Below are 20,507 nucleotides of genomic sequence, written 5' to 3' on the forward strand. Positions count from 1 at the left end.
AGTGGACCACTGACCGGGCACACCTTCCGCCGAGGAGCTCCCGTTGGTGTCTAGCGCCGAAGCAGCCGCGCCCACAGGCTTCGACCCCGCGGCGGTGCGGGAATGGCTCGACACCCTCGGCCTGACGGTCACCGGCCGGTTGAGCTTCGATCGCATCGGGCTCGGCCAATCCAATCTGACCTACCTGGTGAGCGACCAGGACGGCCACCGATGGGTGCTGCGGCGCCCACCGCTCGGCAAGCTGCTGAGCTCCGCGCACGACGTGGTGCGCGAGGCCAGGATCATGTCGGCGCTCGCGGGCACCGACGTTCCGACGCCGAAGGTTCTCGGGGTGACGCAGAGCCCGGCCGTGAGTGACGCGCCGGTGGTGCTGATGGAATTCGTCGACGGCCAGGTGGTCGACCGGATGCCGATCGCGCAATCGCTGACCCCGCAGCGTCGCCGCGAAATCGGCCTTTCCCTGGTGAAGACCCTGGCCACCATTCACGCCATCGACCTGACCGACGTCGGGTTGCACGACCTCGCCGGCCACAAGCCCTACGCGGGGCGACAGCTCAAACGGTGGAGCGGGCAGTGGGAACTGTCGAAGACACGGGAACTGCCCGCCCTGGACGACCTCACCCGACGTCTCGTCGCGGCCACCCCGCAACAGCGCGAAACCACCCTCGTGCACGGTGACTTCCACCTGCGCAACGTCATCACCTCCCACCGCAACGGCGAGGTCGTCGCAGCGCTGGACTGGGAGTTGTCGACATTGGGAGATCCGCTGGCCGACATGGGATCTCTGCTGGCCTATTGGCCGGAGGCAGGTGAGAACCCCGGCGGCCTGTTCGCCGCGTCGGCACTCGACGGATTCCCCGATCGCCGCGAACTCGCCCAGGTGTATCTCGACGAGACCGGGCGTGATCCGGACGCCCTGAAGTTCTGGCACGCGCTGGGGCTGTGGAAGGTCGCCGTCATCGCCGAGGGCGTGATGCGACGGGCCATCGACGAACCGCAGAACAAGGCCGAGGCAGGCACTCCCACCGTGGAGACCATCAACGCCCTCATCGACAAGGCCGGCGACATCGCCGACGAAGCCGGCATCTGAGAACCGAACGACACCGTGGAGGAACCTCGAATGACCAACAACCAGCGAACAGCCATCGTGACCGGCGCCGCGCGCGGGATCGGCGCCGCCGTGGCCAAGCGCCTGGCCGCCGACGGACTCGCCGTCGCCGTCCTCGATCTGGACGAGGCGGCGTGCACGGCGACGGTCGAGGCGATCACCGCTGCCGGCGGTCAGGCCCTCGCCGTCGGCGCTGACGTCTCCGACGAGGCTTCGGTGTCCGCGGCCGTGGAGCGGGTCACCGCGGAGCTGGGATCGCCGACCGTACTGATCAACAACGCCGGCATCACCCGCGACAATCTCCTGTTCAAGATGCCCGTCGAGGACTGGGACGCGGTCATGGCCGTGCACCTGCGCGGCGCTTTCCTGATGTCACGCGCGGTGCAGGGCTTCATGCGCGAAGCCGGATTCGGGCGCATCGTCAATCTGTCGAGCACCTCGGCGCTGGGCAATCGCGGACAGGTCAACTACGCGGCCGCCAAGGCGGGCATGCAGGGCTTCACCAAGACCCTGGCTTTCGAACTCGGCAAGTTCGGGGTGACGGCCAATGCCATCGCACCGGGGTTCATCGAGACGGAGATGACCGCGGCGACCGCCGAGCGGGTCGGGGCCGACTTCGACGATTTCAAGGCGATGGCCGCCGCCCAGATCCCCGTCAACCGCGTCGGACAGCCCGACGACATCGCGCACACCGCGTCGTTCCTCGCGAGCGAGGGCGCCGGCTTCGTGTCCGGACAGGTGATCTATGTGGCCGGCGGGCCGAAGGACTGACGGTTTCGTGCTCCAGCCCTGATACCACCAGATCTGAAGAAAGCTGAGTTCTGAAGTGAGAGAAGCAGTCATCGTCTCGACGGCACGCACGCCGATCGGCAAGGCTTACCGAGGTGCGTTCAACGACACCCAGGGCCAGGCCCTCGCGGCGCACGCGATTTCGCATGCCGTGCGGCGGGCCGGACTCGAGGGCGGAGAAGTCGAGGATGTGATCCTGGGTTGCGCCCTGCAGCAGGGGTCCACCGGCGGCAACGTCGCCCGGCAGGCCGTGATCCGCGCCGGATTGCCGGAAACGGTGTCGGGCATGACGATCGACCGGCAGTGCTCGTCGGGGTTGATGGCGATCGCCACCGCGGCCAAGCAGATCGTCTCCGACGGCATGAACATCACGGTCGGCGGCGGCGTGGAATCGATCTCGTTGGTGCAGAACGATCATCAGAACAGCTTCCGCGCCGCGGATCCGTGGCTGGTCGAGCACAAGCCCGCGATCTACCTGCCGATGCTGCACACCGCAGAGATCGTCGCGCAACGCTACGGCGTCAGCAGGGACCGCCAGGACGAGTTCGCGCTGCTGTCCCAGCAGCGCACCGCGGCCGCGCAGGAGGCCGGGCGCTTCGATCAGGAGATCGTGGCGCTGCCGACCACCAAGACGGTCACCGACAAGCAGACCGGCGAGGTGCGAACCGAAGAGGTGACATTGACCCGGGACGAGGGAAACCGCGCCTCGACGACCCTCGAGAGCCTCGCCGGACTCAGGACGGTACTGCCCGACGGTCAGGTGACGGCACACTCGACCGTGACCGCGGGCAACGCTTCCCAGCTCTCCGACGGTGCCTCGGCATCGGTGCTGATGGAAGCCGCGGAGGCGCGGCGACGCGGCCTGACGCCGTTGGGCGTGTACCGCGGCATCGCGGTGGCCGGCTGCGGGCCCGACGAGATGGGTATCGGTCCGGTGTTCGCGATCCCGAAGCTGCTGAAGACACACGACCTCACAGTCGACGACATCGGCTTGTGGGAGCTCAACGAGGCCTTCGCCTCGCAGGCCGTGTACTGCCGCGACGAACTCGGGATCGATCCCGACCGTCTCAACGTCGACGGCGGTGGCATCTCGGTGGGCCATCCGTACGGCATGACCGGTGCGCGACTGGTCGGTCACGCGCTGATCGAGGGCAAACGGCGCGGCGTGCGCTACGTCGTGATCACGATGTGCGTCGGCGGCGGCATGGGCGCCGCCGGATTGTTCGAGGTTGTCTGACAATGAAACTGGCATTGACCGAAGACGAAGTCGCCTTCCGCGACAAGCTGCGGGAGTTCTACCGGACGCAGATCCCCGCCGAGTTCCGCGAGAAGCTGCGTCAGGGCGTGGAACTCAGCCGCGACGAGATCGTGCAGAGCCAGCGCATACTCAACGCCCACGGGCTCGCGACACCGAACTGGCCGGTGGAGTGGGGTGGCCAGGATTGGACGCCGACTCAGCGCCATATCTGGCACGACGAGATGCAGCTCGCATCGGTTCAGGAACCGCTGACGTTCAACGTGAACATGGTCGGCCCGGTGATCGCGACATTCGGGTCACAGGAACTCAAGCAGCGTTTCCTTCCTCCCACAGCGAATCTCGACATCTGGTGGTGCCAGGGCTTTTCCGAGCCGGAGGCCGGGTCGGACCTGGCTTCGCTGCGCACCACGGCGGTGCGCGACGGTGACAGCTACGTCGTGAACGGGCAGAAGACCTGGACGACGCTGGGCCAGTACGCGGATTGGATTTTCTGCCTGGTCCGCACCGACCCGAACGCACCGAAGAAGCAGGCGGGCATCTCGTTTCTGCTCATCGACATGAAGTCCCCCGGCACCACGGTGCGACCGATCGAATTGATCGACGGCGGCTTCGAGGTGAACGAGGTGTTCTTCGAGAACGTCCGGGTGCCCGCGGATCAGTTGGTCGGTGCGGAGAATCAGGGCTGGTCCTACGCGAAGTTCCTGCTCGGCAACGAGCGCACCGGCATCACCGCGGTCGGCCGGACCAAAGTGATGCTCGCGTTGGCCAAGGAGCGCGCGGCGCGCACGAAGATTGGCCACGACACTCTGCTGGCGGACCCGCTCTTCGCCGCGCGGTTCGCCGAGATCGAAAACGCCCTGCTGGCATTGGAACTCACGCAATTGCGGGTCGTGGCGGGTTCGGTGGACGACAAGCCGAGTCCGGCGTCGTCGGTGCTGAAGCTGCGTGGCACCGAACTACAGCAGGCGGCGACCCAAATCCTGGTCGATATCGCCGGGCCGGATTCCCTGCCCGACGCGGCGGGGACACAGATCGCCAGCCCGTTGTGGGCACAGCGCAGCACCGCCACCTACCTCAACTACCGCAAGACATCCATCTACGGCGGATCCAGCGAGGTGCAGCGCAGCATCATCTCCTCGACGATCCTCGGCCTCTGAACGCAGATTGTGAGTCATCGCCATGGATTTCGAACTCGACCAAGAGCAGCTACTGCTGCGCGACACCACCCGTGAACTGCTCTCCCGCAGCTACGACCCAAAAAAGCGCCGCGCCGTGGTCGACACCGAACTCGGCTGGAGTCCGGACGTGTGGGGCAAGCTGGCCGAAATCGGCCTGCTCGGCCTGTCCTTCGCCGAGGAAGACGGCGGCATGGGAGCCGGGCCGGTGGAGACGATGGCGGTCATGGCCGAAGTCGGCCGACGGCTGGCACCGGAACCGATCCTGGATTGTGTGCTGGTGCCGGGCGGGCTGATCGCCGAGGTGGGTACACCGCAGCAGCGTAAGACGGTGTTGTCGCGGGTGGCCGAAGGCGCGGTGTTGTCGGCGTTCGCGCACAACGAACCCGGTCTGCGCTGGCCGGCCGCCGCGATCACGACAACTGCTGTGCAGCAAGGTGATTCGTGGTCGATCAGTGGGACCAAGAATCCGGTGCCGCACGGCGATTGCGCCGATCGGTTCGTGGTCAGCGCGACGCTTCCGAACGGCGGCACCGGCCTCTTCCTCGTCGACGCCACCGCCGCGGGCCTGACGAGGCGGTCGTATCGGACCCACGACGGCGGGCGCGCAGCCCAGCTCGAATTCACCGATGCCGCAGCCGAAGTGCTCGGTGACGCCACCGACGCCTCGGCACACATCGAACGGGCGATCATCTCGGCACAGGCCGCGCTGTGTGCCGAGGCGGTGGGCGCGATGGAGGAATCGCTCCGACTGACCACCGACTACCTGCGGACCCGCAAGCAATTCGGGGTGACGCTGTCGAAGTTCCAGACGCTCACCCAGCGCGCCGCCGACATGTACGTCTCGCTGGAGGCGGCACGCAGCATGGCGCTGTACGCGACGGCCTGCCTGGCCGACGGCCGTTTCGACTCGACGGTGGCGTCGAGGGCGAAGCTGCAGATCGGCCGGTCCGGCGATCACATCGGCAAGGAAGCCGTTCAGATGCACGGCGGCATCGGGATGACCGCCGAGTATCCGGTCGGTCACTACTTCGCCCGCTTGACCGCGATCGACCAGACCTTCGGCGCGGCCGACGACCACCTGCGGGTGCTGAGCGCCGCGATCGCCGACCACGCCATGGTCGAACTCTGAGCCGGTGGATCCCCGGGAGCGATCCCGGGGATCCACCGGTCAGACCAGCTCGGGAACGCGCAGATGGGCGAAGCCGAGCCGGAATTCCGCCACCTCGAGAACGTCGGCTCCCATGGCGCGGGTGACCTCGGCCCGCATCCGATCCACCTGGGAGCGACTGTTGTCCAGTTCCTCTCGGCTCGCCCAGACGGTCGATCCCACCCCGCGTCCGGTTTCCCGGTCGACGAACAGGCTGGCGCTGCGGAATCCTTCTATCTTCTCCAGTTCGGGCAGCAGGCCGGATCTGAACGTCTCGATCACCTGGTCGATTCCGGCCGGGTCGACTCGGACCCAGGTGCACCGGGTGCAGGCACTGGCACCGGCGAGATGATCGCGGTGCATGACCGCGACTTCCCATTCCTCGACCGTGTCGACCGTGCCGCTCAATGCCTCGGCCAGACCATCACGCATCGACCGCACGCGCATCCTGCTGTCGTGCAGCGCGTCCTCGGATTCCCAGGCTGTGGTGGCGATACATCGGCCTGACGCCCTGTCCACCATCAGCGACATGCCGACCCACCCGAATATGTCCGACATATTGGGCATCACGGCATTGTGGAGGTATGCGATACCGCGGTCGATCGACGACCGCTGGGCCGCAAATGTGCTGGAACGTGCGTACACGGGCCACCTCCTACTTTCAGCAAGGGCGGCGCCCCGGTGGGCGCCACCGGACACATCCACTGTCCTCCGAAGGGCGGATTCACACAATGCGATGAACCGTCTCGATAACGCCGACAATGTCGCCCCAATTCAGTGGCACCAAAGTATTGACATCGAGAAAATCAGGAGAAGACTGGAGAGATACCGGAACACCGGAATGAGCCGCACTGCCGACGAAGACGTTCGCCGACTGTAGTGACGTCGTTTCAGGATCCGGCTAAGCCCCCGGCAAGCCAGTCGAATACCGGAGTCGTCAGCGACGACTGAGCTCTTGGATTCGATGGAGACTACCGGGGACTGTTCTGTTTACGGCCGAAATGCGTACGGCGAGGACAGGGCGAATTCCGGGATGACCCGCTCGCCCGATCAGTCGGTACGGCCAATCCCCCATGCTGGACCGCCGCGTCGATCACGGCCTGTGGACCCTCTCGCCGAACTCCCCGACGAACACGCCGCGAGTCCTACGTCACAGCCCGCCCTCCCAGGTTGCAACTCTACCCTCACCGGAGGGTAGAGTTTCGTCGCTGAGTGTTGGCCGACCCGACGTCCCCTGCTGTCACGGGGATGGCCGAAGCCGCCACCGCTCGCAACCACTGATCTCTTCCCGGCGCGGCGATCTCCCGAGATCGTCATGCGCGCACCATGATTGGGGTATTCCGATGGGGTCAACTGCGCCCGCCACCAGACACACCGAGGGGTCGGTGCTGGCCGCCCTGCGGAGTCCGAAGCGGTTGCGGATCGAGATACTGGCCGGCTTGGTGGTCGCGCTCGCGTTGATTCCGGAGGCGATCTCCTTCTCCATCATCGCCGGGGTCGATCCGCGGGTCGGCTTGTTCGCCTCGTTCACCATGGCGGTGACGATCTCTATCGTCGGTGGCCGACGGGCCATGATCTCGGCCGCGACCGGCGCTGTCGCCCTGGTGATCGCACCGGTGGTCAGGGATTACGGCCTGGACTACCTGATCGCCACGGTCCTGCTCGCCGGCGTGCTCCAGATCGTGCTCAGTGTGATCGGTGTCGCGCGGCTCATGCGATTCATCCCACGCAGCGTGATGGTCGGCTTCGTCAACGCGCTGGCCATCTTGATCTTCACCGCGCAGATTCCGCACCTGATCGGGGTGCCGTGGCTGGTGTATCCGATGGTCGCGATCGGCATCGTGATCATGGTGTTGCTGCCCAAGTTGTCGACCGTGGTCCCGGCGCCGCTGGTGGCCATCGTGCTGCTGACCGCCGCCACCATTGTGTTCTCGCTGAACGTGCCGAACGTGGGCGACGAGGGCGAGTTGCCGTCGAGCCTGCCGAGCTGGCTGATCCCCGACGTCCCGTTCACCCTCGAGACCCTGCGCATCATCGCGCCCTACGCACTGGCGATGGCCCTGGTCGGCCTGCTCGAATCGTTGATGACGGCCAAACTGGTCGACGACATCACCGACACCCACTCGGACAAGACCCGAGAGGGCTGGGGCCAAGGCGTGGCCAACATCGTCACAGGCTTCTTCGGCGGCATGGGTGGGTGCGCGATGATCGGCCAGACCATGATCAACGTGAAGGCCTCCGGTGCCCGCACCCGGATCTCGACCTTCCTGGCCGGAGTGTTCTTGCTGATCCTGGTCGTCGGGCTCGGCGACATCGTCGCGCTGATCCCGATGGCGGCGCTGGTCGCGGTGATGACCATGGTCTCGGTCGGCACCATGGACTGGCATTCGATCGCCCCGAAGACCTTGCGGCGCATGCCGATCGCGGAAACCACCGTCATGGTGGTCACCGTCGCCGTCACCGTGGCGACCCACAACCTCGCCTACGGCGTGCTCACCGGCGTGCTCACCGCGATGGTCGCCTTCGCCCACCGCGTCGCCCACTTCACCGAAGTCGTCAAGATCGGCGACGCCGACATCGATCACGACGGTGATCTCGACACCCGGGTCTACAAGGTGCGCGGCGAGCTGTTCTTCGCCTCGAGCAACGACCTGATCTACCAGTTCGACTATGTCGACGATCCGCGCAATGTCGTCATCGATATGTCCGGTGCGCATATCTGGGATGCCTCGACCGTCGCGACTCTGGACGCGATCACCACCAAGTACGAGTCCAAGGGCAAGAACGTCGAAATCGTCGGTCTCAACGCCGCCTCCGAGCAACGTCACGACCGACTGAGCGGACACCTGGCGGGCGGGCACTGACATGACCGAGGACGCCGCTCGCGCGCATCTACAGATCGGGCAGGTCGCCGAGCGAACAGAACTGTCGATCAAGACGATTCGCCACTACGACGAGGTCGGCTTGGTGACGCCGTCGGCGCGCAGCACGGGTGGGTTCCGCCTCTACACCGAAGACGACGTCGAGCGCCTGCTGGTGGTCCGCCGCATGAAGCCCCTCGGCTTCACCCTCGACCAGATGCGCGATCTGCTCGACGCACTGGAAGTCCTCGACGATGCCGACAGCGGTCCCGACGAGCGTGCGCGCGCGAGTGCGATCGTCCTGGATTGCCGCACCACCGCCACCCAGAGCTGCGAGAAGCTACGCCGCCAACTGGACTACGCCGAGGAGTTCACGGCCTTGCTCATCGCACGAGACACCAGGTAGCCACTTGTTCAATCGAGTTGCGCGCGTGGGGTTCATACGGCATCCTTACGAGTAGGTGAGCCGGGAAGTCTGGTCGGCATCTCGAATTCGTCGAATTCGGGGTTCGTTCGGCGTGGGGAGATTTCTGTGCACACTCTGGGGTTTCATTTCGATCAATGCGGCGACTCTCATTCGGCGAACGTGCCGATGACGACTTCGCCGCCGCGTGGGTGAATTCTTCACCGCGATCCTGACCTTTCCCACTGCGCTGTTCACTTTCGCGCTGCTCGTCGTGGCCGGTTTCTGGCTGCTCGTGCTGTTCGGCGGCGCGGAAACCGACATGCTCGACGGGACCGAATCCGGTTCCGCCATCAGCGGTTCGGATGCGCTCGGGTTGGGTGGGGTTCCGGTGACGGTCGCGGTGACCGGCGTCGTCGCGCTGTCGTGGTTCGCCAGTCTCATCGGGACGGTCGTGGTCGGGGCGACCGGTGCCACCGGGATCGTCGCGATCCTCGCGGGCACCGTGGTGCTGGTCGTCGCGGTCGTCGCGGCCGTGGCAGGCACCCGCCTGGTGGTGATTCCGTTGCGGCGCTTCTTCCGAGAAGACGCCCGGCTGTCGCGACAAGATTTCATCGGCCGGGTGTGCGTGGTGCGCACCGGCCACGTCGACACCGAGTTCGGTCAGGCCGAACTCACCTCCGCCGACGGATCGTCGGCGATTATCCAGGTCCGGCAGAGCGCTCTGCATGCCGTGGCCGCTCCCCTCGTTCGAGGGGATTCCGCTGTCGTATTCGAATACGACCCGGCCACAGACGCGTTCTGGGTGGCCGCACTGGAGGGGAACTGATGTCCACCATCGCTATCGGATTCGGCGTGTTGATCGCGCTGCTGCTACTCGTCGGACTCGCCGCGTTGTTCCTGGTGAGCCGGCTGTTCAAGAAGGTCAGCCAGGGGCACGCGCTGATCGTGTCGAAGATGCGCAAGGTCGATGTGACATTCACCGGCGCGGTCGTGCTGCCGGTGCTGCACAAGGCCGAGGTCATGGACATCTCGGTGAAGACCATCGAGGTCGCGCGGGTGGGGCGCGACGGATTGATCTGCCGGGACAATATCCGCGCCGACATCCGGATCACCTTCTTCGTCCGGGTCAACAAGACCGTCGAGGACGTCATCAAGGTCGCCCAGGCCATCGGCACCGTGCGCGCCAGCGACCAGGCCACCCTGCAGGAATTGTTCAGCGCCAAGTTCTCCGAGGCGCTCAAGACCGTCGGCAAGCACCTGGACTTCACCGACCTCTACACCCAGCGCAACGAGTTCCGCGACCGGATCATGGCGGTGATCGGTACCGACCTCAATGGCTACAGCCTCGAGGACGCCGCCATCGACTATCTCGAGCAGACCCCGCTGATCCAGCTCGACAGCCAGAACATCCTCGACGCCCAGGGCATTCGCAAGATCACCGAACTCACCGCGATCGAGCACGTGCGCACCAACGAGTTCCGCCGGCACGAGGAAAAGGAGATCACCCGCCAGAACGTGGAGGCGCGCGGAGCCGTTCTCGAGTTGGAGCGCCAGCAGGCCGACGCCGAGAACCGCCAGCGACGCGAGGTCGAAACCTTGCGTGCGCGTGAGGATGCCGAGATTCTGCGGGTGCAGGCCGAGGAACGACTCAAGGCCCATGCCGCCGCGATGCGGACCGACGAAGCGCTCGGCATCCAGTCCCAGAACAAGGATCGCGAGATCGCCGTCGCGGAGAAGAACCGTGAACGGGTGATCGCCATCGAGTCCGAGCGGATCGAGAAGGATCGTCAGCTCGAGGTGGTCGATCGTGACCGCGCGGTGTCGCTGGCGCAGATCGGCAACGAGCGCGAACTCGAGATCGAACGGCGCACGGTCGCCGAGGTGGTGCGCGAGCGGGTCGCGGTCGACCGGACCGTCGCCGAGCAGGAGGAGAAGATCAAGGGGCTGCGCTCGGTGGAAGCCGCCGAGCGCGAGCGCCAGTCGATCATCATCCGGGCCGAGGCGGACGCGCAGGAACACCTGGTCAAAGACATCAAGGCCGCCGAAGCCGCCGAAGCCGCGGCGAAGTTCCGGGCCAAGGAATCCTTGACGCTCGCCGAAGCCGAAGTCGCCGCCTCGGAGCTGCAGGCCAAGGCCAAGATCCGGCTCGCCGAAGCCACCCAGGCCGAAGCCGCCGCACAAGGTCTGGCCCAGGCACAGGTGCGCGAACGCGACGCCGACGCGATCGAGAAGGTGGGCCGGGCCGAGGCCGCGGTGCTGCGCGAGCGCAACACCGTCGAGGCCGATGGGGTGCGCGACAAGCTCAAGGGCGAGGCCGAAGGCCTTCACGAGAAGGCCGCTGCCATGGCCGTTCTCGACGACGCGACCCGCGAGCACGAGGAATTCCGACTGCGGCTGGAACTGCAGAAGGAAGTTGAGCTGGCGACGGTGCAGGCCCACCGCGACGTGGCGCAGGCTCAGGCGGATGTGTTGTCCGTCGGCCTGAACAACGCCAAGATCGACATCGTCGGCGGGGAGTCCATGTTCCTGGACAAGCTCGTCGGTTCGATCGGCCTGGGCAAGGGCCTGGATCGGCTGCTGCATTCCGACACCGGCACCGCGGCCACGGCCGTCGTCGGCTCCCTGTTGGCGCGCAACGGTTCCGGTAAGGGCTCCGCCGACGAGGCCGCCGCGCTCGACCTCCTGCTGGACAAGTGAGCGCGCCGCACACGCGGCACCAGGACACCGCGGTCGGGGCCGACACGTCGGTCCCGACCGCGGGTGCCGCCCTCGACGGCGGCACCTACGAGGTGCTGCGCACTCGCCTGCACGAGCAGGCGAGCGAATTGGCCAGGCGCTGTGAGGAACTCAACGACCGCCGCATCGCCGACTTCGGCGGCATCGAGCTGGCGCTGGTCGGAACCGAACACATCAGGACCGAACACAACTGTGTCCCCCGCGACATCGTGGCGGTGGGCGATGGGCGGATGCTGTTCGGCTACAACGTGTTCCTCGGACTCAAACCCCGGACCGAGATCGACGACGTGTTCGCGGCGCACCGATTCCAGCGCGAGGACACCGACTTCGGTTTCACCGCCGCCGAATCGACGGGCCTGCTCGACGACCCACGATTCCAGCGCGACTTCGCCGAGCTGTACCGGTACTACACCCAGACCAGGTTGCTCCAGCTGCGCAAGCTCGACGGACGCATGCTGGCGGTGTTCCAGACGGGCCAACGCACCGACGACATCAAGGTGCTGCGCTGGCGCGTCGACACCGGCGGCGCGGTCGAATACCTCGACAGCCAGGGCGAACGCGACCACGTGTTCCCGCCGGCCCACGAGTTCGCCTGGACCGAGACGACCCGCGACGACCAGGTCTCGGGCCGCCATCCGCATCTGTCGATCCTGGGCAAGGTGTTCGTCGAAACCCTCGGCGGCACCCTCACCGTGAAGGTGGAGAACAACACCGAGACCGGCACCGGCATCTACGCCGAACCGGTCGTCGAGCCGTTGCAGAGCCTGGCCGACGCCGACGTGCACTACGCCGAGGTCGGCGCCCTGATCCTGCTGCGGATCCGTCCTTACAACGAAACCACGTGGCGACACCTGGTTTTCAACACCAGAACGCGCACGGTGGTGCGGCTCGACGGGATCGGGCTGTCGTGTCGGCTGTTGCCCGAGGACCAGGGCATCGTCTTTCCCGGTGGCTACTACCTCGAAACCGGCGTCCACAAGACCTTCGACACCGCGATCGACGATCTCGAATACGAGCGCACCGTGCGCGCCGCCAACGGCGAGGACGTGCTCTACGTGTTCCACGCCCGCGCCGAGGGACGCACACTGCTGTTGTCCTACAACATGATTCGCAAACAGGTCGCCACCCCGATCACCTGTCACGGGTACTCGCTGTTCGACGACGGCACCATGGTGGTGTTCCGGGCGATCTCGGCGGAACCCACGCGCGTGCACACGATGCAGGTGTGGCAGACACCGTTCGTCGCCGACACCCACGCGGCACGGCAGCCCGCGAACACCGGCCCGCTCGCCCGCATCGGCAATGCCGAACTGGTGCGCGGACTCTCGGACTGTCTGTCGGTCACCCGCATGGTCGCCGACATGGCAGCCACCACCGATGTGTTCGAAGCGATCATCTCCGCGTGCGTGCGGACCGCCGATCACCACCATTGGCTCGCCGACGCCGAATTCGGCGGTCTGGCCGAATCGCTGACCGCGCTGCGGGCCACGTCCGAGCAGGTCGTCGACGAGTTCGCCAAGGTCCAAGCCAGAACCGCGCAGACGGCCGCCTCGATCGCCGAGGCCGCCGAACAGATCGCCACCCTCGTGCGCACCGGCGGCGGTCACACCACAGCGCAGGGCTGGGTCGACGAGCTCACCGCGTTGCGCCGTGCGGCGGGCAAGGTCGAAACGTTGCGCGAGCTGCGCTATGCCGACACCGACCATCTCGATGCCATGGCGGCGACGGTCGACAACGCGCTCGACGCCGCCAGTCACGCCTGCGTGGAATTCCTCAGCGACCCCGCGTCTTTCGACGACTACTCGCAAGCCATCGAGGAGACGTTGGAGCGCGCGTCGACCATCGGCACCGTCGCCGACGCCGCGCCGATACAGTCCTGGTTGTCCGAGCAGACCGACGGCCTGCACACCGTCGTCGAGGTCGTCACCGGCCTCGACATCGGCGACGCGACCCTGCGCACCGGCATCCTCGAACGCGTCGCCACGGTACTCGCCGCGGCCAACCGCGCCGGGGCGAGCGTGCGAGCACGGTGTACCGAGCTGGCGGCAGCCGAGGGTCGGGCCGAGTTCGCCGCCGAATACGCCTTGCTCGGGCAGGCGGTCACCAGCGCGCTCGCCATGGCCGATACCCCGCAATCCTGCGACGACCATGTCGCGAAGCTGCTGCTGAGCATCGAGGGTCTCGAGACCCGGTTCGGCGCGTTCGACGATTTCGCCGAGCGGATCGCGAGCAGCCGCGACGACATCTACGAGGCCTTCGCCGCGCGCAAACAGAACCTGCTCGACGAGCGCTCGCAGCGCGCCCGACGGTTGCTCGATTCCGCGCGGCGCATGCTGTCGAGCATCGAACGCCGCAGCGGCGCCCTGTCTTCGCTCGACGAGGTGAACGCCTACTTCGCCGCCGATCCGATGGTCCTGCGATTGCGCACGACCGTCGCGGAGCTGCGCACGGCGGGCGAGGTGGTAACCGCCGAGGAACTCGACGGCCGGATCAAGACCGTCCGCCAGGAAGCCGGACGGGTACTGCGAGATCGCCGCGACCTCTACAGCGACGGCGGGGACACGATCCGGCTCGGGCGGCATCGCTTCGCTGTCACCACCGCGAAACCCGAACTCGCGCTGGTCCCGCACGGGCAGTCATCGGTGTTCGCGATCAACGGCACCGACTACCGAGCGCCGCTGCCCGCGGCGGAATTCGGGCCGGACAGCGCGGCACTGTGGTCGCAACTGCTGGTGTCGGAGACCGCGCAGATGTATCGGGCCGAATTCCTGGCGACCTCGATTCTGGCCGACGTGGAGGGAGCGCCGGCCGGAATCGCGAGCCTGCACGAGGCCTCGACATCCGGGACACTCGACGCCGTGGTGCGAGAGGCGGCGCGGCAACGCTACGACGAGGGGTACCAGCTCGGCGTGCACGACCACGACGCCACCAGGATCCTGCGCGCGCTGCTCGCATTGCGCTCCGTCGCGGGGTTGTTGCGCTTCCGGCCGGTCGACCGGGCCGCGGCACAGCTGTGGTGGCAGTTCGGCGCGGCCGATTGGCAACCCCACGATCTCGCGACGCGCGCACGCTGGACCACGCGCATCACCTCGACTGCCCGTGCCGCCGAGCTCTTCGCCGATCCTGGCGCACGGGCCGGCGTGGTCGATGAGATCACCGGCGCGATCGGCGGATTCGTCGATCGTTTCGGGTTGCCCGAGGTCGACCCGCGACTGGCGGCGACCTACCTTTTCCATGAGATCGCCGAGCCCACCGAGGGGTTCGCCACCTCGGTGGGGGCTCGCAGACTCGTAGCGGGGTTCCGACGTCACCTCGATGCGGCCCAGCCCAGCGCCTACGCCGACTTCCAGCGCGACATGCGGACTCTCGAGACCGACTTGCCGCGCCGCCATCACCTCGCCACCACCTGGTTGCGGTCGTTCGCCGAAAGTGACGGCGAGGCCGACCATTTCGAGCATCTCGCCGAAGCCGTCGCGATCGAACTCGGCGGTGAACAGACCACCCGCTACGACTGCGACGCCGAACTCGCCACCACGGTCGACGGACTACTGGGCGATCATCCCAGCATCACCGGACAGGTATTGCCGGTGCGGCTGGCCGAGCTGACCGCGCGCGGGCACCGCTTCCGCACCGACACGGTCCCGGCGTTTCGCGCGCACCTGAACCGGCGCAACGAATTGCTCGCCGCGCAGCGGGAACGGTTGCGTCTCGACGACTACAAACCGGCCGTGATGAGCGGATTCGTCCGCAACCGCCTGCTCGACGAGGTCTATCTGCCGTTGATCGGCGACAACCTCGCCCGCCAACTCGGCACCCCCGGCGAAGCGAGCGGGACGGTCCAGTCCGGTCTGCTGCTGCTGATCTCGCCGCCGGGCTACGGCAAGACCACGCTGATGGAATACGTGGCGGCCCGGCTCGGCCTGATCTTCGTCAAGGTCGACGGGCCCGCACTCGGCAACGCCGTGCACTCCCTCGACCCGGCCGCCGCGCCGAATGCCACCGCCCGCCGCGAGGTCGAGAAGATCAACTTCGCCCTCGAACTCGGCAACAACGCGTTGCTCTACCTCGACGACATCCAGCACACCTCCCCCGAACTCCTGCAGAAGTTCATCTCGCTGTGCGATGCGCAACGCCGCATCGAAGGCGTCTGGGAAGACCAGACCCGCACCTATGACCTGCGCGGCAAGAGGTTCGCGGTGTGCATGGCCGGTAATCCCTACACCGAACAGGGTAAACGCTTTCGCATCCCGGACATGCTCGCCAACCGGGCCGACGTCTGGAACCTCGGTGACGTCCTGTCCGGCCGCGACGACCTGTTCGCGCTCAGCTATGTCGAGAACGCCCTGACCACCAATCCCGTTCTCGCCCCGCTGTCCTCGCGCGAACGGTCCGACCTGGAACTACTCCTGCGCCTGGCCGCCGGCGACGACACGGTGCAGACCGATCAGCTCGCCCATCCCTACTCCCCCGCCGAACTGTCCGACATCACCTCGGTGCTGGGCAAACTGCTCCACGTGCGCGACGTCGTCCTGTCGGTCAACCAGGCCTACATCGCCTCGGCCGCCACCACCGACAGCGCCCGCACCGAACCCCCCTTCCAACTCCAGGGTTCCTACCGCGACATGAACGGCCTCGTCGGCCGCATCGTCGCGGTCATGAACGACACCGAACTCGAAACTTTGATCGACGACCACTACCGCGGCGAAGCCCAAACCCTCGCCGCCAACGCCGAAGCCAACCTCCTCAAACTGGCCGAACTCCGAAACCGGACGACTCCCACCCAAGCCGCCCGCTGGGCCGACATCAAATCCGCCTACGTGCGCGACCGAGCGCTCGGCGGCAGCGAAGACGATCCCCTCCTCCGTGCCGTCGGCGGCCTCGGCCTCCTGGCCGACCGCCTGGGCGCGGTGGAAGCGGCGATCCGCGGTGTGGCCGAAGCACAACCCACCGGCCACCACGCGGCCCACCGAGTCCTCCGACAACAATGACCCCGCACCCGGGCGCCGGGGGTCCATGAGATCGCCTGGTGTCACATTCCGGGACAACAGCTTAGGAGGAACGGTTGACCAACGGCACACCACCGCAACGAGTCTTCGGTCGAGTCGGGAGCGCCGCGATATTCGGTGCTGTGGTGCTGTCGCTCGTCGCCTGCACACTCCCGGGCACCGCGCTCGCGCAGCCACGATTCGACAAAGTCCCGACCGAGTGTGCGCGCGCACTCGCCCCCGCTCGTGCCGAGATCGCCCACTTCGCCGGCGACTTGCTGGAGCCGGACGACGACATGGAAACAGACGACGTCGAGCGCCTCGACACCGCACTGCACGTGCGGTGCTGGGAGATCTTCAACGGAAACAGCGGCCGTGTGCCTGCTCTCGATGCGGCGACGGTGCGTCGGACCAGCCGCGACCTACGGGTGACGTACACGGTGTTCGTCGCCGATGAGGTGGTCTCCGATCCCGTCGGCGAGGCGAAGCGAACATTCGACCGGCGCCGACCGCCCGGGTCGACACAGACAACCGGGATCGGCGACGCCGCGTACACCGTCACCCAGAACACCCGTCCGACCTGGCTGCTACCCGGAACTGTCACCGGGACGGTCGAGACCGACATCTTGATCAGCAATCTCATCGTGGAAGTCACCGTCAGCGGTATCAACGTCGGCGACATGAGCGATCCCGCCCAGATCTCGGCGGACCTGGCCGGCCACGCCACCGCGATCACGGCGAATATCGCGGCGAATATCGACGTCGCTATGGCGTAACTCGTTGTCGCGCAGCGCCGACGAATGGACCTGATGGATTCGACCGTGATAGGAGAGTCGTCATGTCGTGGTCATCGTCCGTTCTCCGGGATACCGGCTCGCCTATACCCGAAGTGAGCGCGCCAAGGTGGTGTTTCGGGCTGTGACCGGTGTCGATACCGCTTCGATGCCCGCGAGTGGGCATCCGCGATCCACCACCGCGACCAGCGTTGGTCTCGGGTCGGAGTATCGCTCCGATCTGGACGGATTGCGGGGGCTCGCGATCGCGCTGGTCGTGGTCTTTCATGTGTGGTTCGGTCGTGTTTCCGGTGGGGTAGACGTCTTCCTGGTGCTGTCGGGGTTCTTCTTCACGGGCTTGCTGCTGCGTCGGGCGGAGTCCGCGCAACCGTTCTGGGCGTGGTCGGTGGTGCGCCGCACGCTGCGGCGTCTCGTCCCCGCCATGACGGTCGTGTTGGCGGCGGTCGTCGTGGCGACCGTGCTGCTATCGCCGTATACGCAATGGTCGACAGCGGCGGCGCAAGTGCTGGCGTCGCTGTTCTACTTCCAGAACTGGCAGCTCGCCCTGACGTGGTCGGACTACCTGGCCGCCGACCCTTCGGTCAGTCCGCTGCAGCATTTGTGGTCGATGTCGGTGCAGGGGCAGTTCTACCTGGTCGCGCTGCTGGCGATCGCGACTACCGGCTGGGTGTGTACCCGGCTCTCCCGACCGGATCGGATTCGCGCGGCCGCCGGCGTGCTCGTGGTCGCGCTGTCGGTGGCCTCGTTCGGTTACGCCGCCTACGGCGCCGCCACGCATCAGGGATGGAACTACTACGACAGCTTCGCCCGCGGGTGGGAGTTGTTGGTCGGCGCCGGGCTCGCCCTCGTCGCACCGTCGCTGGTGCCGTGGCGGCGACTGCGCGTCGCGCTCTCGGTGCTCGGCGTGCTGGGTGTCGTGCTGTGCGGGTGGCTGATCGTCGACGGCGCCAACCGATTCCCCGGACCCGCGGCCCTGCTCCCGGTGTGCGCGGCGGCCGCCGTGATCCTCTCGGCGTCGCGTCTGCGGTTCGCCGATTGGCCGCTACCGAATCGGCTGCTGGCTCATCCGGCCATGCGCAGGCTCGGCGATATCGCCTATCCCCTGTATCTGTGGCACTGGCCGATCCTGATCTTCTTCCTCGCCGAACGCGGCAACACCCACGCCGGGCTCGTCGGCGGCACCGGAGTGATCGGACTGTCGGTGGCGCTGGCCTGGATGACACATCGCTGGATCGAAGAGCCACTGCGGCAGCGCTCGGCGCGCGTCGAGGTCGGGCCCACCCGGTCACGGCACCTGGTCGCCTCCGCCGTCGCGGTGGTACTGGTGGCGACCATCACTGTCACCGGCGGCTGGCAGTTCGCTGTCATCCGCGTCAGCCCGCCGGTCGCGGCGGGACAGCTCGACCCGACGAAGTACCCCGGTGCGGAGGCGTTGGCCTCGGGCGCGGCGACCCCCGACGAGCCGATGCGACCCTCGGTGTTCGAAGCGCCGACCGAGGTCCCCCCGCCCACGGCGGACGGGTGTATCGCGGACTGGAACACTCGTGACGTGGTCACCTGCACCTATGGCGACCCGGATGCCGGTCGGACTCTGGCCCTGGTCGGCAGCTCCCATGCCGAGCACTGGCTGCCCGCGCTCGAGGTGCTCGCCACCGAATACCCGTTCCGCATCCAGGTGTACTTGAAAATGGGCTGCCCGCTCACCCTTGCCCAGGACGCCGCGTACAAGGGCGAGCCCATCCCGGACTGCCGCAACTGGTCGGCCGAGGTGATCGAGCGCCTCGACGTCGACCGTCCCGACTGGGTGTTCACCACCGGCACCCGTCCCCGCGACGAAGGCGGCGACGAGACTCCCGCCGACTACCTCGCCGTCTGGTCGGAGCTGTCCGACCGCGGCCTCAATGTGATCGCCATCCGCGACACGCCGTGGCTGCGACGCGGCACCATCCGATACAAGGCCACCGACTGCTTGGCCGGTGGCGGGAACCGGATCAGCTGCGGCATGCGGCGCGAGGACGCGCTCGCCCCGGTCAACCCCGGTCTGGCACCGGCCTCGGCGTTTCCCAACGTCTTCCCGATCGACATGACCGACGCGGTCTGCGAACCCACCCTGTGCGCGGTAGCGGAAGGCAACATCCTGATCTATCACGACGAACACCACCTCACCGCGAGCTACTCTCGATCCCTGGCCGGACCACTCGGACGGGCGCTGCAACCTGTGCTCGGATGGTGGTGAGGCACGCTCGCGGTGACGGTACGGTGCGGGTCCAGACGTGATCAGGGAGCGAGGTCCGCCGGTGATACGTGGCAGGAAGCGTCGTCTCGTCGCTGTCGCCGCACTCGCGGTGTTCACCCTCGGCCTCGGATTTCGCGCCACCGAACTGTCCGAGCCCGCCGAGACGATCGCCGCGCGGACCGCGGCGATTCCACACACCCCGATCCGCATCACCTATGGGGATTCGTCGGAAACCTTCGGCGACCTCTATCTGCCACCGACATCGAATACCCGTCTGCCCGTGGTGGTTCTGATCCACGGCGGCGGTTGGGCGCAGAACCGGACCCTCGCGCAGTTCGACGCGCACGCCCGCGCACTGGCAGGCGATGGGGTGGCGGTGTGGAACATCGAGTATCGGCGGGTGAACGGCGGCGGCGGATGGCCGATCACACTCACCGATGTCGACGCCGCCGTCGACGCGCTGGCCGATGTCGTCGCCCCACGCATCGGTGACCTGCTCGACCTGCAACGAGTGCACCTCGCCGGGCACTCGGCCGGCGGCCATCTCGCCGCCTGGGCCGCCGGACACCGTTCAGCCGAACCGCCGAGACATCCCGCGATCCGCATTCGCAGCCTCACCCTCATGGCCGCGGTACTCGACTTGGATCTGGCCGTGACCGAGGGCCGCGACCCGTTCGTGCCGAAACTCCTCGGCGGCACACCCGCCCAAGTTCCCGACAGATATCGCAGCGCCTCCCCCATCCATCACCTCCCGGCGCGCGACACCCGGATCACCGCACTGCACGGGGAGCACGACCGAGTCGTGGCACCGCTGCAGAGCCACCGCTACATCGACGCCGTGACTCGCGCCGGCGGCAGCGCCGACCTGCGCATCCTGCGCGACACCGAGCACGGTGAGTTCGCCGACGCCGCCTCTCCCGCATGGAACACCGCGCGCACCACGATCATCGGCTACACCGGGACCACCGACTGACGATCCCCCGTCGGCACGACCGAACGCGGCCGGCGA

Annotated in this window: 14 protein-coding genes; 13 read left to right on the plus strand and 1 reads right to left on the minus strand. The window is 67.0% G+C overall.

Annotated elements, in window-relative coordinates; genetic code table 11:
• Window positions 1-46: 46 nt before the first annotated feature.
• Genes ACFWUR_RS26420 through ACFWUR_RS26440 form a run of 5 tightly spaced genes read left to right on the plus strand, consistent with a single transcriptional unit; the run spans window position 47 to window position 5,462 of the window.
• The gene (locus ACFWUR_RS26420; RefSeq protein WP_378910366.1) at window positions 47-1,090 is read left to right on the plus strand and encodes a phosphotransferase family protein; all 1,044 of its coding nucleotides are present in this window, start codon (window positions 47-49) and stop codon (window positions 1,088-1,090) included.
• Window positions 1,091-1,120: 30 nt separating this feature from the next.
• Window positions 1,121-1,879, plus strand: a complete 759-nt coding sequence (fabG, locus tag ACFWUR_RS26425) for a 3-oxoacyl-ACP reductase FabG (protein ID WP_378910367.1) — start codon at window positions 1,121-1,123, stop codon at window positions 1,877-1,879.
• Window positions 1,880-1,934: 55 nt separating this feature from the next.
• On the plus strand, window positions 1,935-3,134 hold the full coding sequence (locus ACFWUR_RS26430; RefSeq protein ID WP_378910368.1) for an acetyl-CoA C-acyltransferase: 1,200 nt from the start codon (window positions 1,935-1,937) through the stop codon (window positions 3,132-3,134).
• 2 nt (window positions 3,135-3,136) lie between these two features.
• The gene (locus ACFWUR_RS26435; protein WP_378910369.1) at window positions 3,137-4,312 is read left to right on the plus strand and encodes an acyl-CoA dehydrogenase family protein; all 1,176 of its coding nucleotides are present in this window, start codon (window positions 3,137-3,139) and stop codon (window positions 4,310-4,312) included.
• 22 nt (window positions 4,313-4,334) lie between these two features.
• Window positions 4,335-5,462: an acyl-CoA dehydrogenase family protein gene (locus ACFWUR_RS26440; RefSeq protein ID WP_378910370.1), complete on the plus strand. Its 1,128-nt coding sequence runs from the start codon at window positions 4,335-4,337 to the stop codon at window positions 5,460-5,462.
• A 39-nt stretch (window positions 5,463-5,501) separates the two neighbouring features.
• Here the strand turns inward: ACFWUR_RS26440 and ACFWUR_RS26445 are convergent, their stop codons facing one another.
• Window positions 5,502-6,047, minus strand: a complete 546-nt coding sequence (locus ACFWUR_RS26445) for a hypothetical protein (protein WP_378910371.1) — start codon at window positions 6,045-6,047, stop codon at window positions 5,502-5,504.
• Window positions 6,048-6,823: 776 nt separating this feature from the next.
• Between ACFWUR_RS26445 and ACFWUR_RS26450 the strand changes: the two genes are divergently transcribed.
• From ACFWUR_RS26450 to ACFWUR_RS26485, 8 genes are all read left to right on the plus strand, one after another.
• Window positions 6,824-8,344 carry a SulP family inorganic anion transporter gene (locus ACFWUR_RS26450; RefSeq protein WP_378910372.1) on the plus strand — a complete coding sequence of 507 codons (1,521 nt, stop codon included), beginning with the start codon at window positions 6,824-6,826 and terminating at the stop codon, window positions 8,342-8,344.
• 1 nt (window position 8,345) lies between these two features.
• Window positions 8,346-8,747: a MerR family transcriptional regulator gene (locus ACFWUR_RS26455; protein ID WP_378910373.1), complete on the plus strand. Its 402-nt coding sequence runs from the start codon at window positions 8,346-8,348 to the stop codon at window positions 8,745-8,747.
• 205 nt (window positions 8,748-8,952) lie between these two features.
• Window positions 8,953-9,573, plus strand: coding sequence for a hypothetical protein (locus ACFWUR_RS26460; RefSeq protein WP_378910374.1), 621 nt, complete (start codon window positions 8,953-8,955; stop codon window positions 9,571-9,573).
• Complete coding sequence (locus tag ACFWUR_RS26465; protein ID WP_378910376.1) at window positions 9,573-11,444, plus strand: flotillin family protein; 1,872 nt, start codon at window positions 9,573-9,575, stop codon at window positions 11,442-11,444. The genes ACFWUR_RS26460 and ACFWUR_RS26465 overlap by 1 nt, the downstream gene beginning before the upstream one ends.
• The gene (locus ACFWUR_RS26470) at window positions 11,441-16,471 is read left to right on the plus strand and encodes a DNA repair ATPase (RefSeq protein ID WP_378910377.1); all 5,031 of its coding nucleotides are present in this window, start codon (window positions 11,441-11,443) and stop codon (window positions 16,469-16,471) included. The genes ACFWUR_RS26465 and ACFWUR_RS26470 overlap by 4 nt, the downstream gene beginning before the upstream one ends.
• Window positions 16,472-16,545: 74 nt before the next feature.
• A complete protein-coding gene (locus tag ACFWUR_RS26475; protein ID WP_378910379.1) occupies window positions 16,546-17,244 on the plus strand; it encodes a hypothetical protein in 699 nt (232 codons plus the stop codon).
• Window positions 17,245-17,410: 166 nt separating this feature from the next.
• Complete coding sequence (locus ACFWUR_RS26480) at window positions 17,411-19,498, plus strand: acyltransferase family protein (protein ID WP_378910429.1); 2,088 nt, start codon at window positions 17,411-17,413, stop codon at window positions 19,496-19,498.
• Window positions 19,499-19,559: 61 nt separating this feature from the next.
• Window positions 19,560-20,471 carry an alpha/beta hydrolase family protein gene (locus ACFWUR_RS26485; protein ID WP_378910381.1) on the plus strand — a complete coding sequence of 304 codons (912 nt, stop codon included), beginning with the start codon at window positions 19,560-19,562 and terminating at the stop codon, window positions 20,469-20,471.
• Window positions 20,472-20,507: the final 36 nt, after the last annotated feature.

This window comes from Nocardia sp. NPDC058633 (genome assembly GCF_042717045.1).
Taxonomy (GTDB): domain Bacteria; phylum Actinomycetota; class Actinomycetes; order Mycobacteriales; family Mycobacteriaceae; genus Nocardia.

Excerpts from the sequence above, each read along its gene's own strand:
- ACFWUR_RS26480 (WP_378910429.1), top strand. The coding sequence starts at position 17,411 with ATGCCCGCGAGTGGGCATCCGCGATCCACCACCGCGACCAGCGTTGGT.
- ACFWUR_RS26465 (WP_378910376.1), top strand. The coding sequence starts at position 9,573 with ATGTCCACCATCGCTATCGGATTCGGCGTGTTGATCGCGCTGCTGCTA.
- ACFWUR_RS26445 (WP_378910371.1), bottom strand. The coding sequence starts at position 6,047 with ATGCCCAATATGTCGGACATATTCGGGTGGGTCGGCATGTCGCTGATG.
- ACFWUR_RS26435 (WP_378910369.1), top strand. The coding sequence starts at position 3,137 with ATGAAACTGGCATTGACCGAAGACGAAGTCGCCTTCCGCGACAAGCTG.
- ACFWUR_RS26440 (WP_378910370.1), top strand. The coding sequence starts at position 4,335 with ATGGATTTCGAACTCGACCAAGAGCAGCTACTGCTGCGCGACACCACC.
- ACFWUR_RS26450 (WP_378910372.1), top strand. The coding sequence starts at position 6,824 with ATGGGGTCAACTGCGCCCGCCACCAGACACACCGAGGGGTCGGTGCTG.
- fabG (WP_378910367.1), top strand. The coding sequence starts at position 1,121 with ATGACCAACAACCAGCGAACAGCCATCGTGACCGGCGCCGCGCGCGGG.
- ACFWUR_RS26455 (WP_378910373.1), top strand. The coding sequence starts at position 8,346 with ATGACCGAGGACGCCGCTCGCGCGCATCTACAGATCGGGCAGGTCGCC.